The sequence below is a fragment of the Pseudomonas sp. TH32 genome (assembly GCF_016650855.1).
GTDB lineage: Bacteria > Pseudomonadota > Gammaproteobacteria > Pseudomonadales > Pseudomonadaceae > Aquipseudomonas.
This window is the reverse complement of record NZ_JAEKFA010000002.1, coordinates 1,772,416-1,787,568: the sequence shown is the minus strand read 5'-3', so window position 1 is coordinate 1,787,568 and position 15,153 is coordinate 1,772,416. Positions and strand designations below refer to the sequence as shown.

At 62.6% G+C, this 15,153-nt stretch carries 13 protein-coding genes and 1 pseudogene; 7 read left to right on the top strand and 7 right to left on the bottom strand.

All coding sequences use genetic code 11. The features are described from left to right. Window positions 1–102: 102 nt before the first annotated feature. Window positions 103–1,040: pseudogene (locus JFV30_RS11835) on the bottom strand (AraC family transcriptional regulator N-terminal domain-containing protein). 146 nt (window positions 1,041–1,186) lie between these two features. Between JFV30_RS11835 and JFV30_RS11830 the strand changes: the two are divergent. After that, window positions 1,187–2,095: a LysR substrate-binding domain-containing protein gene (locus JFV30_RS11830; RefSeq protein ID WP_201123854.1), complete on the top strand. Its 909-nt coding sequence runs from the start codon at window positions 1,187–1,189 to the stop codon at window positions 2,093–2,095. Then, window positions 2,092–2,454 (top strand): MmcQ/YjbR family DNA-binding protein, encoded by a 363-nt coding sequence (locus JFV30_RS11825; protein ID WP_201123852.1) that lies wholly within the window; start codon window positions 2,092–2,094, stop codon window positions 2,452–2,454. Before JFV30_RS11830 ends, JFV30_RS11825 begins: the two co-directional genes overlap by 4 nt. Here the strand turns inward: JFV30_RS11825 and JFV30_RS11820 are convergent. Then, window positions 2,437–2,820 (bottom strand): DUF1294 domain-containing protein, encoded by a 384-nt coding sequence (locus JFV30_RS11820; protein WP_201123850.1) that lies wholly within the window; start codon window positions 2,818–2,820, stop codon window positions 2,437–2,439. The two genes, JFV30_RS11825 and JFV30_RS11820, sit on opposite strands and share 18 nt — an antisense overlap. Continuing rightward, complete coding sequence (locus tag JFV30_RS11815; RefSeq protein WP_010169576.1) at window positions 2,817–3,647, bottom strand: undecaprenyl-diphosphate phosphatase; 831 nt, start codon at window positions 3,645–3,647, stop codon at window positions 2,817–2,819. The genes JFV30_RS11820 and JFV30_RS11815 overlap by 4 nt, the downstream gene beginning before the upstream one ends. A 229-nt stretch (window positions 3,648–3,876) precedes the next feature. Between JFV30_RS11815 and JFV30_RS11810 the strand changes: the two genes are divergently transcribed. The 4 genes from JFV30_RS11810 (at window position 3,877) to JFV30_RS11795 (ending at window position 7,899) form a co-directional block, all read left to right on the top strand. Further along, entirely contained in the window at window positions 3,877–5,511 is a 1,635-nt protein-coding gene (locus JFV30_RS11810) for a methyl-accepting chemotaxis protein (RefSeq protein ID WP_201123848.1), read from the top strand. A gap of 126 nt (window positions 5,512–5,637) precedes the next feature. Next, the gene (gene pnuC / locus JFV30_RS11805; RefSeq protein WP_010169581.1) at window positions 5,638–6,201 is read left to right on the top strand and encodes a nicotinamide riboside transporter PnuC; all 564 of its coding nucleotides are present in this window, start codon (window positions 5,638–5,640) and stop codon (window positions 6,199–6,201) included. Then, complete coding sequence (locus JFV30_RS11800; RefSeq protein ID WP_201123846.1) at window positions 6,198–6,719, top strand: AAA family ATPase; 522 nt, start codon at window positions 6,198–6,200, stop codon at window positions 6,717–6,719. Before pnuC ends, JFV30_RS11800 begins: the two co-directional genes overlap by 4 nt. Before the next feature lie 19 nt (window positions 6,720–6,738). Beyond that, complete coding sequence (locus tag JFV30_RS11795) at window positions 6,739–7,899, top strand: FAD-dependent oxidoreductase (RefSeq protein ID WP_201123844.1); 1,161 nt, start codon at window positions 6,739–6,741, stop codon at window positions 7,897–7,899. Here the strand turns inward: JFV30_RS11795 and ggt are convergent. Then, window positions 7,893–9,617: a gamma-glutamyltransferase gene (gene ggt, locus JFV30_RS11790; protein ID WP_201123842.1), complete on the bottom strand. Its 1,725-nt coding sequence runs from the start codon at window positions 9,615–9,617 to the stop codon at window positions 7,893–7,895. The two genes, JFV30_RS11795 and ggt, sit on opposite strands and share 7 nt — an antisense overlap. A 153-nt stretch (window positions 9,618–9,770) precedes the next feature. Here ggt and JFV30_RS11785 point away from each other — a divergent pair, with 153 nt between their 5' ends. Continuing rightward, window positions 9,771–10,406 carry a TetR/AcrR family transcriptional regulator gene (locus tag JFV30_RS11785; protein ID WP_010169592.1) on the top strand — a complete coding sequence of 212 codons (636 nt, stop codon included), beginning with the start codon at window positions 9,771–9,773 and terminating at the stop codon, window positions 10,404–10,406. Between the two features lie 129 nt (window positions 10,407–10,535). Here JFV30_RS11785 and JFV30_RS11780 read toward each other — a convergent pair whose 3' ends face one another. From JFV30_RS11780 to JFV30_RS11770, 3 genes are all read right to left on the bottom strand, one after another. Then, window positions 10,536–14,072, bottom strand: coding sequence for a molybdopterin cofactor-binding domain-containing protein (locus JFV30_RS11780; RefSeq protein ID WP_201123840.1), 3,537 nt, complete (start codon window positions 14,070–14,072; stop codon window positions 10,536–10,538). 16 nt (window positions 14,073–14,088) lie between these two features. Beyond that, on the bottom strand, window positions 14,089–14,565 hold the full coding sequence (locus tag JFV30_RS11775) for a (2Fe-2S)-binding protein (RefSeq protein ID WP_201123838.1): 477 nt from the start codon (window positions 14,563–14,565) through the stop codon (window positions 14,089–14,091). 142 nt (window positions 14,566–14,707) lie between these two features. Beyond that, the gene (locus JFV30_RS11770; RefSeq protein WP_201123835.1) at window positions 14,708–15,142 is read right to left on the bottom strand and encodes a MarR family transcriptional regulator; all 435 of its coding nucleotides are present in this window, start codon (window positions 15,140–15,142) and stop codon (window positions 14,708–14,710) included. Between the last annotated feature and the right edge of the window lie 11 nt (window positions 15,143–15,153).

Genomic DNA, 15,153 nt, shown 5'->3' with positions numbered 1-15,153 from the left:
CATCGCCAGGGGCGACGGAATGGAAATAAGCCTACAGATGAAACCAATCATGTATTAGTCGGGCAAAATGCGATTGTTCGTCCCACTGGCAGGACAGTGTTCTTAATGTGAAGAAACGTAGATGGACGCGCTCGTGGGCGCCGGCAACGCGTAGGTGCGTTTCATCCAGTCAATCTCTTCAAGGGGCGTGCGACCAAAAACCGCTTGAACTCACGGCTGAACTGCGAGGCGCTCTCGTAACCGACCTTGATGCAGGCCGTGGCGGCGGTGATATCACTCCTCAGCATCAGCAGTCGCGCCTGATGCAAGCGTGTCGACTTCAAGTACTGCATGGGCGAGGTGTCGGTCACCGTACGAAAGTGCGCATGAAAACTCGGCACGCTCATCATGGCTTCTTTAGCCAGCTGCTCCACGTCCAGGCGTTGTTCGTAACACGCATGAATCTTGCGAATCGCCCGGGCCACCTTGCCAAACTGGCCCTGGCGATTCAGCGCCGCACGCATCGAACCGCCCTGCTCGCCCGTGATGATGCGGTAGTAGATTTCCCGCATCAGAGTCGGCCCCAGCACGCGCGCTTCCACCGGCACACTCATCACTTCCAGAAAGCGCAACAATGACTCACTGAGCTTGTCGTCCATCGGCGAGGAATACATGCCTTTGGGCCTGGCTTCGGGCGACGGGGCCAACTCATCCAGTTCCAGCATCAGTTCGGCAGCCAAGTTGAAATCCAGGCGCAGGTAAACCGCCAGCATCGGCTCTGCTTCGCTGGCCTCGGTTTCCATGGTGAACGGCACCGGCACCGACACCACCAGGTAGTGCTGGGCGTCGTAGACATAGATGTCTTCTCCCAGGTAACCGCGTTTGCGGCCCTGGCACACGATCACGATACCCGGGTCGTAAAGCACCGGAATCCGCGTCAGCGACCGGTTGGAGCGCAGGAAGCGCACGTCATCCAGCGGCGTCAGGTTGTAGCCCTCAACGGGCGCCAACCGCCCCATCAACTCGATGATTCTGCGGGTGCGCGGGTGCTCAAGGCTCATTGGAAAGTACGTGCAGGGGAAAACCAGAAGGTAACCCGCCGATGCGTGACTGGCCAGCCAACTCTTGCTCGCGCCTGCAGTTGGGGGTGGATTTGCCGACGTCAGACGCGGATAGTTCGTCCCATTGACAGGACAATAGGCCGACCATGCAAGATCTGAATGACCTCTACTATTTCGCCAAAGTAGTGGAAGCCGGCGGTTTCGCCGCCGCCGGGCGGCTGCTGGGGATTCCCAAGTCACGGCTGTCGCGGCGCATCGCCGAGCTGGAAGAGCGCCTCGGCGCACGTTTGCTGCAACGCACCACCCGCCAGTTGACCCTGACCGCCGTAGGCGAACGTTACCTGCGCCACTGCCAGGCGATGCTGCTGGAAGCGGAAATGGCCGATGAGGCCGTGGCCAGCATGTCCAGCGAGCCCCGTGGCCGGTTGCGGGTCAGCAGCCCGGTGGGCCTGGCTCACCAGTTCCTGCAAACCGTGGTGGCAGAGTTTCTCAGCGCCAACCCGCTGGTGCAGTTGGAGATGAACCTGGTCAACCGTCGCGTTGACCTGGTAGCCGAAGGCATCGATGTGGCCCTGCGCGTGCGCGAGCTCGGGGACGAAGACCCGTTGCTGGTGACCAAGCGCCTGCGTCAGGCACAGACCGCCATTGTCGCCAGCCCCGCCTTTGTGCGAGACCGGCAGATCACCACCCTGGAAGACCTCAAGCAACTGCCGGTGCTGGGCGCCCTGGAGGCAGACCGCATGGTGCACTTCCGCATGCTGAGCCCGGAGGGCATTAGCCATGACCTGGTCATGGAAGCCCGGCTGGGCATCGACGATTTCCTGGTACGCAAGGCGTGCGCCCTTGCCAGCCTGGGGTTTACGGTGTTGCCGATGATGTATTGCGAGGAGGAGTTGGCCAGCGGCCAGTTGGTGCAGCTCTTGCCGGAATGGTCCTTGCCGGGCGGCTGGTTGCAGGCGGTTTACCCACACCGGCGTGGCGTGCTGCCGGCCGTGCGGGCCTGGATCGACCACCTGGATAACGCCTTCAAAGGCTGCGGAGACCGTTTGCTATGAGAATGACCGAAGACCAAGTCGCCGAGTTTTGCCTGGGGTTGCCCGGTGCGCGGGAGGATTACAAATGGGGCGGCGTTCGGGTGTTCTCGATTGCCGGCAACAAGATGTTCGCCTTGCAGAACCTGCGGGGTGATTCGCTCGCCTTCAAGGTCGACAAGGAGCTGTTCCTGGGCCACGTAGACCGCCCGGGCATCCATCCGGCGCCGTACCTGGCGCGGGCCCAATGGATCATCATGGAAACGCCCTACCCGCTGGGCGCTGAAGAACTGCGTGGCTTGTTGCAGCGTTCCCACCAGTTGGTGGTGAGCAAGCTGCCCAAGCGTACGCAGATTGGTTTGCTGCTAGAAAATCGAGAGTAGCGTGCCGCCGAGGAACAACTGGTCAATCCAGAACACCTCGTGCAGCAACACAATCACCCAGAACAGCACCTGATACGACACCTTGCGCGTCTTGTGGCGGAACACCTGCTGGGCGATCAGCGCGCCCGGCCAACCGCCTGCCAGCTCCACGGCGTGCAGGATGTTTTCCGGGGTGCGCCAGCCGTCTTCGCGGGCCTGGCGCTTGTCGCGCCAGTACAGCAAGAACGCGATAACGCTGACCACGCCATAGGCCACCAGCGGGATCATAGAAACCCCGCGATACCCCAGCAGCGCCGAACCCAACAGCGGCGCGGCGCACACCAGTGCAAACACCAGCGCCTTGAGGCGCGGATGCTGGATGCTCATGGCTTGACGGCCGACCAGTCGATCCAGCCGAACTGCCAGGTCGCCAGGATCACCAGGCCGAAGGCGATCCGGTACCAGGCAAACGCCGCGTAGCTGTGGCTGGCGATGAACTTGAGCAGCGCCTTGACCGCAATCATCGCGAAGATGAACGAGGTGACAAACCCGATGGCAAACACCGGCAAGTCATCCGGCTGGAACAGGTGGCGGTACTTGTAGCCCGAATACACCGCCGCACCGACCATGGTCGGCATCGCCAGGAAGAACGAGAACTCGGTGGCGGTCTTGCGTGACAGGCCGAACAGCAGGCCGCCAATGATGGTGGCACCGGAACGCGAGGTGCCCGGGATCATCGCCAGGCACTGGGCGAAGCCGACTTTGACGGCGTCCTTCCAGGTGATCTGGTCGACGGTTTCGGCGTGCACTTCATGTTGGCGACGCTCGGCCCACAACATGATGATGCCGCCGATCACCAGCGCCGTGGCCACGGTGATCGGGTTGAACAGGTAGTGTTTGATCAGGTCGGCGAAAATCACCCCCAGCACGACTGCGGGCAATACCGCGATGATCAGGTTGATCGTGAAGCGCTGGGCGTTGCGCTGGGTCGGCAAGCCGATCACCACGTCGAGGATCTTGCGTCGAAACTCCCACACCACCGCCAGGATCGCGCCCAGCTGGATGATGATGTTGAACGCTTCAAAGCGCTCGCCACCGAAGTTGATCAAGTCGGCGACGATAATCTGGTGCCCGGTACTGGAGATCGGCAAAAACTCCGTCAGCCCTTCTACAACCCCGAGTATCAGCGCCTGAGCGGCGGTCCAAAGATCCATCAATTCCCCCAAAGGTCATGCTCGCGGCATGCCTCGTTCATATTTTTTAGACGTTCACTAACGATGAGTACGCGGCGAAAGCAGCGCAAACAATCAACACCAGGCTGCGAAAATTCCGTGAAAAATCAGGCAGGACTCAGGTTTTTTGATTCTGGGCCGAAAGCCTATCAGACAAGCCGGAAATGTCGATGCAGCACCCAAAATTATAAGAACACGGAGTGACAGGACCATGAACAGTTTGCGCAGTATGTCGATCAGCCGGCGCCTCTGGCTGATCCTGATTGTCGCGGTGCTGATGCTGCTAACCCTCGGCCTGCTTATGCTCAAGCAGATTCATGGCGACCTTTACCTGGCCAAGAGTGAGCAGACCCAGCGCGTGGTTCAGACCGCCAACGGGATCCTGACTTATTATCACAACCTCGAAACCAGCGGCGTCCTGACCCGCGACGCGGCCCAGAAGCAAGCCTTGAGTGTGGTCCGCGGCCTGCGGTACGGGCATGACGATTACTTCTGGATCAACGACCTCACGCCCGTGATGATCATGCACGCGGCCAACCCCAAGCTTGATGGCCAAAACCTGTCGGCGATTCGCGACCCGGACGGCTTTGCGGTGTTCAACGAGTTCGTGATCCTTGCCAAGGCCAAGGGCGCCGGGATGGTGAACTACCGCTGGCCCAAACCCGGGGCCGATGCGCCGGTGGCCAAGACCTCGTATATCCAGCTGTTTGAACCCTGGGGCTGGATCATTGGTTCCGGCGTGTATGTCGATGACGTGCAGGGCGAGTTCCGGGGCCAGGTGTGGAAGGCCTCGATGGTGGGTCTGGTGATTGCCGTGATCATGGCGCTGCTGGTGGTGTTGATTGCCCGTAGCATCGTGCGCCCGTTGCAACAAGCGGTGAACGCCATGGCCAATATCGCCAGCGGCGAAAGCGACCTGACCCGCACCCTCGACACCCATGGCCAGGACGAAGTCACCCAACTGTCCCGGCACTTCAACAGTTTTACCGCCAAGCTGCGGCAGGTGGTCGGCCAGTTGCAGACCTGTGCCAATGCACTGGGCCAGTCGTCCACCGAGTTGGGCAGCAATGCCAGCGACGCCCATGACCGCAGCCAGCAGCAATCCCAACAGATGGAGTTAGTGGCAACGGCGATCAACGAAGTCACCTACGGCGTGCAGGACGTGGCCAGGAATGCCGAGCACGCTGCCAGCGAAATGCGTGACGCCCAGGTACAGGCCGAACAAGGCCAGCTCAATATCGACGGCAGCCTGCAACGGATCGACCAGCTCTCCACCACCATCAGCCAGGCCGTGGAAGTGATCCGCACCCTGTCGACGGAAAGCACGCAGATTGGCGGCGTGCTGGAAGTGATCCGCTCCATCGCCGACCAGACCAACCTGCTGGCCCTGAATGCTGCGATCGAGGCCGCGCGCGCCGGGGAGCAAGGGCGGGGCTTTGCGGTGGTGGCCGATGAAGTAAGGCTGCTGGCCCAGCGCACGCAAAAATCCACGGCTGAAATCCAGAGCATGATCGAGCGCCTGCAAGGCCATTCGGAAGCGGCGGTCAAGGTCATCAGCGACAGCCACCAGGCGTCGCAACTGACCATCGAACAAGCCGGCCAGGCCGGCGCGAGTTTGACGGCCATCGGCCAGGCGTTGCGTAATCTCAATGGGCTGAATGCGTCGATTGCCAGCGCCACGTTGCAGCAGGCGCATGTGGTGGAGGACATCAACCAGAACGTTACCCAGGCGGCCGGGTTGTCCCACAGCACGGCGTTGGCGGCAGAGCAGTCCAGCGTGGCGAGTGCACACTTAAAAGGCTTGAGCGAACAACTCGACGGGCTTCTGCGCCAGTTCAAGGTCTGACTCGATCTCTGCCAAAAGGGCTTTCTGTGGTGAGGGGGCTTGTCCCCTCACCACAGAGGAGCTCTACCCCGCGCCCACCACTCTGGTTACAATCACCGCCCTCTTCGACTCCCCCAAGGAACCGCCATGTCCGGGCTTGAACTGTTTGCCGCCGCCCTGGGGGTGATCGCTGTCTGGTTGACGGTTAAACAGAACCCCTGGTGCTGGCCCATCGGCCTGGTGATGGTGCTGCTGTACACCTGGATCTTCTTCGATGTGAAGCTCTACTCCGACATGCTGCTGCAAGTGATCTATGCCGCCCTGCAACTCTACGGCTGGTGGCAGTGGACCCGCGCCGGCGAGGTCAGGCAAGGCCGCCAGGTCACCAGCCTGGGGCTGCAACCGATCCTGCAAGGCCTGGCCGTGGGTGCCCTCGGCAGCCTGTTGCTGGGTGCGGCCATGGCCCATTGGACCGACGCCGCCCAACCCTGGCTGGACGCGGCCCTGACCGGCTTCAGCCTGGTGGCGCAAATGTGGATGGCACAAAAACGCGTGCAGTGCTGGCCGCTGTGGATCACCGTGGATGTGATCTTTGTCGGGCTGTTCCTCTATAAAGGCCTGTACCTGACCGCCGCGCTCTACGCCTTGTTCACCGTGATCGCGGTGCAGGGCTGGCGCGAATGGCGCGCCGACCCGGCGTTGCACGCATGAAAGTCGTGGTACTGGCCGGCCCGGAATCCAGTGGCAAAAGCTGGCTGGCCGCACAGTTGCAGGCGCATTTTGGCGGGCTGATGGTGGGCGAGTACGTGCGCCATTTCATCGACCAGCACCAGCGCGATACCACCCTGGCCGATATTCCGGACATCGCCCGTGGCCAACTGGCCTGGGAAGATGCCGCCCGTGCCGCACAGCCGGGGTTGCTGATCCTGGACACCAACCTGCTGACCAACAAGCTGTGGAGCCAGACCCTGTTCGGCGACTGCCCGGCATGGCTCGACAGCGAACTGCTGGCCCGCCACTACGACCTGCACCTGCTGCTGTCGCCCGAGGATGTGGAATGGACCGCTGACGGCCAACGCTGCCAGCCGGAGTTCTCCGACCGCCTCGTATTCTTTCAGGCCAGCCGTGACTGGCTGGAGCAACATCATCAGCCGCTACGGATAATCCGTGGGGATTGGCACGCCCGCCGAGCGCAGGCGTTTTCAGCTGTGGAGCAACTGCTGGATTAACCGGCAAGGACACGTGTGCATGAACCGCTCATTACGCATCGCCATTGTCGGTGGCGGCCCCGCCGGGCTGACCCTGGCACGGATTCTTGTGGTCAACGGTTTTACCGTCAGCGTATTCGAGCGTGAGCGCGGGCCGCTGGAACGCCCTCAGGGCGGCACCCTGGACCTGCACGCGGAATCCGGCCAGCTTGCGCTGAAACGCGCGGGCCTGGAGGACGCCTTCCGCAGCATCGCCCGCTATGAAGACCAGGGCTCACGCCTGATGGACAAGCACGCCCGGCTGCTGCTGGAAGACCCCGACCCGGGGGCCGGCGATCGCCCGGAAGTCGACCGCACCGCCTTGCGCCAGATCCTGCTGGACTCGCTGCCTGCCGATTGTGTGAAGTGGGACGCCAGCGTCAGCGAGATCCGTCAGGCGGGCGACGCACGCTGGACCGTGCATCAGGGCGACTCCGTCCATGGGCCGTTTGACCTGATCGTCGGCGCCGACGGTGCCTGGTCGAAAGTGCGCCCGTTGCTGTCGCGCTATCAGCCGCAATACAGCGGGCTGACGTTTATCGAGTTCGGGATTGATGATGTTGATCGCCGCCATCCCGCCCTCGCCCTACTGGTCGGCCGTGGCAAACTGGACGTTTCGGGTGATGCCAGGGCGCTGGTGGTGCAACGCAATGCCAACGCGCACCTGCGCGGCTATGGGATCTTTCGCGTTCCCATGGACTGGGCCGCCCGGCAGCTCGACTGGTCATCACCGCAAGCGACCCGGCAATCGCTGCTCGCTCAGTTCGAAGGCTGGCACCCGGATATCCTGGCGCTGCTGCACGCCGCAAACGAGCGGTTCCTGTCCCGGGCAATTCATGCGCTTCCCGTCGGCCATCACTGGGCGCACCGCCCAGGCCTGACGCTGATCGGCGACGCGGCGCACCTGATGTCACCGTTTGGTGGCGAAGGCGTGAATGCCGCGATGCTCGACGCGGCGGAGCTGGCCCGGCACTTGATCGAAAACACCTCATGCTCCGAAGCGGTACAAGCCTTCGAAGCCGAGATGTTTGAACGCATTGAGCCCATTGCCCGTGACAGCGCTGAAGCGGCTGCCACCCAGCTTTCCCATGACGATATCGCCCTCTCCCTGGCGCATTTTCTCAGCCACCAGGGAGAGCACGACGGGGCGACGCCTCAGTAGCCCAGCGACAGCCCGGTATTGCGCCGTGGGTCGTTGGCCCCGTAGAAGCGGTTGTTGCCGACCGGCTTGCCATCCAGGGACGGCGCGCCCACCAGGATCGCCGCCAGGTGGTTGGCGTCCTGTGGGCCGGCAAACTTGTGGCCCCAGCCTTCGAGGATTTTCTGGGTATCGGGGCTCAGGGCAAAGCGCTCGATATTGGTCGCCTCAGGCAACCATTGCTGGTGGAAACGCGGCGCGTCCACGGCTTCCTGAATGTTCATCTTGTAGTCGATCACATTGAGGATGGTCAGCAAAGTGGCCGTGATGATGCGACTGCCACCCGGCGTACCCACCACCATCACCGCCTTGCCATCCTTGGTGACGATGGTCGGGCTCATGGACGACAGCGGCGTCTTGCCCGGGGCGATGGCGTTGGCTTCGCCCTGGACCAGGCCGTACATGTTCGGCACGCCGATCTTGGAGGTGAAGTCGTCCATTTCGTCGTTGAGGATCACGCCGGTCTTGCTGGCCATCACGCCGGCACCAAACCAGTCATTGAGGGTGTAGGTCACCGAGACCGCGTTGCCCCATTTGTCGACGATGGAGTAATGGGTGGTGTTATTGCCCTCGTGAGGCGAAACGCCCGGCTTGATGTCCTGGGAGATGCCGGCCTTTTGCGGGTCGATGGCGGCGCGCAGTTTGGCGGCGTAGTCCTTGTCCAGCAGATGGTCGACCGGGTTCTGTACGAAGTCCGGGTCGCCGAGGTAGCTGTTGCGGTCGACGTAGGCGTGGCGCATCGCCTCGATCTGGTAGTGCAAACCCTGGGCCGAGTGATAGCCAAGTTCGGCCATCGGGTAGCCTTCGAGGATGTTCATGATCTCGCAGATAACCACCCCGCCGGAGCTCGGTGGTGGCGCAGACACCACGTGGTAGCCGCGGTAGTCGCATTCCACGGGCGCCAGTTCGCGGGTCTTGTACTTGTCCAGGTCGGCCTGGGTGATGATGCCTTTGCCCGACTGGCTGGAATCGACAATCGCCTTGGCGACCCAACCTTTATAGAAACCGTCGGTACCCTTGGCGGAGATTTCCCGCAGGGTTTTCGCCAGGTCTTTCTGCACCAGCTTCTGGCCCAACAGCATGGGTTCGCCACCGTGCAGGAAGATGCCGCGCAGGTCTTTGTCTTTCTTGAATTCGTCGGTGGCGGTGTGCAGCAGGTCGATATCGCCCTGCTCCAGGGCAAAGCCCTCTTCAGCCAGCTTGATGGCCGGGGCGATTACCTGGGCGCGCTTGAGGGTGCCGTATTTGCTCAGCGCCAGTTCCATGCCCGACACGGTGCCGGGGACGCCCACGGCCAGATGGCCCTTGGAGCTGAGGTCCGGGACGACGTTGCCGTCCTTGTCCAGGTACATGTCGGCGGTGGCTGCCAACGGCGCTTTTTCGCGGAAGTCCAGGAAGGTCTTGCGCCCGTCGGCCAGTTGCACGGTCATGAAGCCGCCACCGCCCAAGTTGCCGGCCGCCGGGTACACCACCGCCAGGGCATAACCCACCGCCACCGCCGCATCCACGGCATTACCACCAGCCTTGAGCACATCCACGCCCACATGGGTGGCCAGGTGTTGGGCGGTGACCACCATGCCATTTTCGCCAGCCACCGGGGCCTGGGAGGCCGCCTGTACACCGCTGACGCTCAGCACCAGCGCCGTGGCAATCAATGTTCGGGTAAACGGTTGGTATTTCATCCCTGGCTACTCTGTTTATTAGAAGAACTAGAAAGTAATACGTTTCGGATCCAAGCCCCAGCGTGATGCCGCGTTTGTGACAGAGCCTGTCGGTAACGGAATAATGCCCATGCTATATTCCGGGCCTTTACGCTGTGCAGCAGAGGCTTTTCGATGGTGATCAAGAAGACCGGTATCCGCGCCCAGCAGGCCGACCAGACTCGTGCGCGGATTCTCCAGGCGGCGGTCAAGGTCTTCACCCGCGACGGCTATTCCGGCGGGCGCGTCGAGAGCATTTCCCGGGAGGCCGACTCCAACGACCGCATGCTGTATTACTACTTCGGCAGCAAGGAACACCTGTTCGTGTGCGTGCTGGAACACACCTATGAACAGTTCAACAAGGCCGAGAGCAAACTCAAGCTCGACCTGAGTGCGCCGGTGCAAGCGTTGCAGGCGCTGGTGGCGTTTATCTGGAACTACTACGTCAAGCATCCCGAGTTTGTGGCGATCTTGAGTATCGAGAACCTGCACAAGGGCAAGCATGCCAAGCAGTCCGGCGAATTGCGCCGGCTGTCCGGGGAGGCGGTCGGGGTGTTGCGGCCGATCATCGAAGCGGGCCAGGCACAGGGGCTGTTTCGTGAGGATGTGGACATCAAGCATGTGTACTTGATGATTGCTTCGTTGTGCTACTTCTACAACTCCAACCAGCACACCCTCAGTTCGTTTCTGGGGGAAGATCTGGCGGACAAAGGGCAGCAGCGGGATTGGCTGGGGTTTATCAGTGATCTGGTGTTGCGTGGTGTACGGTAGAAACCGAATCAAAATGTGGGAGCTGGCTTGCCTGCGATTGCGGTGGATCAGCTAATAATTCAGTGACTGACGCACCGCTATCGCAGGCAAGCCAGCTCCCACATTTGATCTCCATATGGCTTGAATTTGTCAGTGAGTGCCGGGGTTGGCTCGTAGATGGGCAACCTTTTGCTCCAAGCTATTCCACTGCGGTGCATCGGGTGCAAAGCGGCTGCGCAGGTATGACGCCAGCTCCGCCACCTGGGTGTTGGACAGGCTGTCCTTGAACGCGGGCATATAGCCCAGGTCCTTGGTCGCCGGGGTGCTGATGCCTTGCAGGATTACCTTGATCAGGTTGTCCGGCTGGTCGCTGTGCACATTGGTATTGGTCGCCAGTGACGGGCTGACGCCGAACAGCTTCGGCCCCTGCCCGTCGGCATGGCAGGCCATGCATGAACCTTCGAATACCCGTCGTCCATTCGCATTGGGCAGCGTTGCGGCGGCTACCACCTGCGCTTCGGCGGCGCTGCTGTCGTTCAGTGAGGCCAGGTACACCGCCATCGCGCGGATATCGGTCTTGGGCAGTTTCGCCAGCTCGGTCACCACCGGCCCCATTGGGCCTGTTGCCACGCCGTGGGCATCGGAATAGCCGGTGCTGAGATAGGTGAACAGTTGGTCTTCAGTCCACGGCGTCGGCGCCTTGGACAAACCATTCAACGCCGGCGCCTCCCAGCCGTCCACCGTGCCGCCTGAAAGGAACGCCTTGCCGCCCTTCTCCGCCCCCATCAAGTTACGCGGCGAATGGCACGCCGCGCAGTGCCCCAGGCCATTGACCAGATAGGCCCCGCGATTCCATTGCTCGCTGCGCTGGGGTTGCACGGTGATTTCCCCCCGGCGCAAAAACAGCGCATTCCAGCCGGCCATCAACGGCCGGATATTGAACGGAAAACTCATGGCATTCGGCACGGGTGCCTGGCTCACCGGGGCCTGGGACATCAGGTAGGCATACAACGCCTGCATGTCGGCATCGTTGATATTGCGAAACGCGGTATAGGGAAACGCCGGGTACAGGTTGCGCCCGTCGCGGCCAATGCCGTCGCGCATCGCCCGCTCGAACGCCGGGTAGGACCAGTTGCCAATCCCGGTCTTCTCATCCGGGGTGATGTTGCTGCTGTACAGCGTGCCGAACGGCGTGTGCATCGCCAGCCCGCCGGCGTTGGTCGCCCCGCCCGGTGCTGTGTGGCACACCGCGCAATCCCCTGCCGCCGCCAACAAACGCCCGCGCTCCAGCGTGGCCTTGGACCAGGTGCCGGCGCTGGGCGGCGCAATCGGGGCGATTTCACCGTGGAACGGCCAGGCCGTAGCCGCCATCCCCAGCACCGCACCCAAAGCAGCGAACAATGAGCCGAATAGCCATTTGCGACGCTTCTGCGGGGACTTTTCCGGCTCGCCCAATGTGCCCGCATTCAGCGCCGCCAGCACGCGCTCGGGGGTAATCGGCAATTCGCGAAAACGAATGCCGGTGGCGTCATAGATCGCGTTGGCAATCGCTGCCGCACTGGGCACCGAGGCGGACTCGCCGGCGCCCATTGGCGGCTGGTCCTGGCGCGGCATCATCAGCACGTCGATCTGCGGCACTTCAGGGAAGGTCAGGATCGGATAACCGCCCCACTCCTTGCTCGCCACGGTCGACTCTTCAAAGGTCACGCGCTCCTTGAGCACGCGGCTGGTGGACTGGATCACATTGCCGTGGATCTGATGCTGCACCCCCGCCGGGTTGATCATCATCCCCGAGTCATGCCCGATCACCACGCGGGTCACCGAGACATCACCGGTGTGTTTGTCGATGGCCACGTCCGCCACCCAGGCCGCCCACGCCGCGCCGAAGCCGGGGAACTTGCTGTGGATGTAGCGCGCGTAGGCAAAGCCTCGGCCTCGCAGCAGGTGGTCCTCATTCGCGGTTTGCATCGGCGCGGTGCGCGGTGCCCAGTTGGCTCGCTCGGCGGTGGATTTGACCAGGTCGATGGCGCGCTCGTCCTTCAGGTAACGCAGGCGGTATTCCACCGGATCGACCCCGGCGGCAAACGCCAGTTCGTCGATATAGGATTCGTGGGCGAAGGTGTTGGGCAGTGCCGACACCCCGCGCATCCACGAGGCGCGCACGATCGGCGCCATGTCGTTGATGGTGACGCGCATGTGGTCGATGTCGTAAGGCGGGATCGAGGTGCGGTCGCCCATCTCGAACATCGCGGCCACCGGCTCGACCCGCCCGGTCAACAGCAGCGCCAGGGTGGGCGCGCCGTTGGACGGGTAGCTGGTTTCAAAGTCATAGGCGGCGATGCTGCCGTCGGCGTTCAGGCCGCCATCCACATCCATCAGCTGTGCGGTGCCCTTGGGCTCCCACAGGTGTTCCTGTTCGCGGGTCAGTTGCACCCGCACCGGCTTGCCCACGGCGCGGGACAACAGCAAGGCATCGGCGCACACATCGTCGGCGCAATTGCGGCCATAACAGCCGGCGGCTTCCATACGGATCACGTCGATGGCGTCTTCTGCGCACTCCAGCAGCCAGGCCAGATCCGCCCGCAGCAGGTGCGGGTTCTGGCTGCCCGACCAGACCCGGCTGACCCCGGGCTGATAATCCGCCACGCCACAGGACGGGCCAATGGAGCCGTGCATCTGGTACGGCCACAAGTAGGTGCGCGGCATGCGCTGGCTGGCGGCGGCCAGGGCTTCGTCGACGTTGCCCTGGTCGAGCACCGTGCGCCGTACCCGAGGGTTATCACGAATCGCCTGCTCCACATCGCTCATGTCCGGCAACGGGTGGTTCCAGGGTTTCCAGTGAACCTGCAGTTCCTGGGCGGCCTTGATCGCCTGCTCTTCGCGCAAGGCGACCACGCCGACAAAGTCACGGATCACCACCACCGCGATAATGCCCGGAATGTGGGCGATGGAGGATTCATCCACCTTCAACAGGCTATTGCCGACAAAGTCACCACAATCCAGGCCCGCATACGGCGGGCGAATCACCCGGCCGTGGAGCATGTCCGGCACGCGCATGTCGTGGACGTAAGTCAGCTCGCCAGTGGCCTTGCCGGGGATATCCACCCGGGCAGCGCCCTTGCCCACCAGGCGGTAATCGGCGGCCGCCTTCAGCGGTGCATCGCCGCTGATCCGCAGTTGGTCATGCTCGCCCGTCACCAGCTCGCCGTAGGTGGTGGTGCGTCCGTCTTCGGCGCTGATAACCCCTGCGTCGATCTTCAGGCTGTGTGCATCGACCGACCAGCGTTGCGCCGCCCGCGCCAGCAGGAAACGCCGGGCTTCGGCGGCGGCGTTGCGCAGCGGGATCGCGGAGATCTGCAAGGTCGCACTGGCGATGGTCGCGCCCTGGTTCGGCACACGCTCCGTATCACCCAGCACCATGCGCACCTGCTTCATGGTCAGGTCCAGCTCTTCGGCCACGATCTGCGCCAGCGAGGTGCGAATGCCGGTGCCCAGGTCCACGTGCCCGTTGAAGGCGTACACCAACCCGTCATCGTTCACGGCGATAAACAGCCCCAGTTCCTTGGGTTTGACCGTCGGTGTGCCGCCCTTGGCCACCGGCCCCGAAGGCGGCAACACGTCGTCGACGATCAGCAGGACGCCGGCCTTGGCCAGCCATTGGTCACGGGAAGGGATTGCGTCAGTCATGGTCATCGATCCACGTTCAAGGCGTTTGGCGGGCGGCACGCAGCACCGCGCGGAGGATTTCGATATGGGTGCCGCAGCGGCACAGGTTGCCCGACAGTTCGGTGCGCACCTCGGCTTCGCTGGGGTTGGGATTGCGGTCGAGCAAGGCCTTGGCGGTCATGATCATGCCGTTGAGGCAGTAGCCGCACTGGGCGGCCTGCTCGTCGATAAAGGCTTGTTGCACGCGGTGCGGGGTTTGGCGGGTGCCGAGGCCTTCGAGGGTGACGATGTCGCGGCCCACTGCACCCGACAGCGGGAATACGCAGGCCCTTGCGGCCACGCCGTCGATGATCACTGTGCACGCACCGCACTCCCCCAGGCCGCAGCCGTACTTGGGGCCGTTGAGTTGCAGGTCATTGCGCAGGATCAGCAATAGCGGTGTGTCCGCCATTGCGCTGACTTCCGTGGTGTGGCCGTTGACCTCAAGCGTTACCGTGATGTGCTGGCTGATCATTCGCTTCGCCCGTTGGCTTTGGTGAAGTGTCCACTACATCAAATAGTCAAAAAAAGCGTCGCGTACCTGGGGTCTCGCGACACACTTGACGGGTGAAGTGGTTACTACACGAATGCAGAGCAAAAACAGTGCCAGCCAGGATTTAGTCCTGGGGGTCGTCGATCATCTTGCGCAGCAGGAACAGCACCGCCACGCGCTCGGCGGGGTTGAGGTTGCTCAGGGTCAGCTCGGTAATGGTCGCGGCGCAGGGTACGGTTTGCTGCACCAGGGCGGCGCCGGATGCGGACAGGTTGACCACCACTTTGCGTTTGTCCTGGGGGTCGGGTTCCAGGGTGATCAGTTCGCGGGCCTTGAGGCGTTCGACGATGCCGCGGATGGTCGCCTGGTCGACGGCGGTGGCCTTGACCAGTTCGGTGAGCGAGCTTGCACCGTGATCGCGCAGGGCACACAGGGTGACGAACTGCACGGCGGTGAGTTGGGAGTCGCCCACGTTCTGCTGGAAGATCGCCAGGTGGCGCTGGTAGGCCTTGCGCAGCAGGTGGCCAACTTGCTCGGAGAAAACGTAGGAATCAGGCACGGCGGGCTCGG

What these genes read in the sequence shown, in the direction of transcription:
- JFV30_RS11785 (WP_010169592.1), top strand. Translation starts at nt 9,771, where the DNA reads ATGGTGATCAAGAAGACCGGTATCCGCGCCCAGCAGGCCGACCAGACT.
- JFV30_RS11820 (WP_201123850.1), bottom strand. Translation starts at nt 2,820, where the DNA reads ATGAGCATCCAGCATCCGCGCCTCAAGGCGCTGGTGTTTGCACTGGTG.
- JFV30_RS11795 (WP_201123844.1), top strand. Translation starts at nt 6,739, where the DNA reads ATGAACCGCTCATTACGCATCGCCATTGTCGGTGGCGGCCCCGCCGGG.
- JFV30_RS11800 (WP_201123846.1), top strand. Translation starts at nt 6,198, where the DNA reads ATGAAAGTCGTGGTACTGGCCGGCCCGGAATCCAGTGGCAAAAGCTGG.
- JFV30_RS11780 (WP_201123840.1), bottom strand. Translation starts at nt 14,072, where the DNA reads ATGACTGACGCAATCCCTTCCCGTGACCAATGGCTGGCCAAGGCCGGC.
- JFV30_RS11825 (WP_201123852.1), top strand. Translation starts at nt 2,092, where the DNA reads ATGAGAATGACCGAAGACCAAGTCGCCGAGTTTTGCCTGGGGTTGCCC.
- ggt (WP_201123842.1), bottom strand. Translation starts at nt 9,617, where the DNA reads ATGAAATACCAACCGTTTACCCGAACATTGATTGCCACGGCGCTGGTG.
- JFV30_RS11810 (WP_201123848.1), top strand. Translation starts at nt 3,877, where the DNA reads ATGAACAGTTTGCGCAGTATGTCGATCAGCCGGCGCCTCTGGCTGATC.
- JFV30_RS11775 (WP_201123838.1), bottom strand. Translation starts at nt 14,565, where the DNA reads ATGATCAGCCAGCACATCACGGTAACGCTTGAGGTCAACGGCCACACC.
- pnuC (WP_010169581.1), top strand. Translation starts at nt 5,638, where the DNA reads ATGTCCGGGCTTGAACTGTTTGCCGCCGCCCTGGGGGTGATCGCTGTC.
- JFV30_RS11815 (WP_010169576.1), bottom strand. Translation starts at nt 3,647, where the DNA reads ATGGATCTTTGGACCGCCGCTCAGGCGCTGATACTCGGGGTTGTAGAA.
- JFV30_RS11830 (WP_201123854.1), top strand. Translation starts at nt 1,187, where the DNA reads ATGCAAGATCTGAATGACCTCTACTATTTCGCCAAAGTAGTGGAAGCC.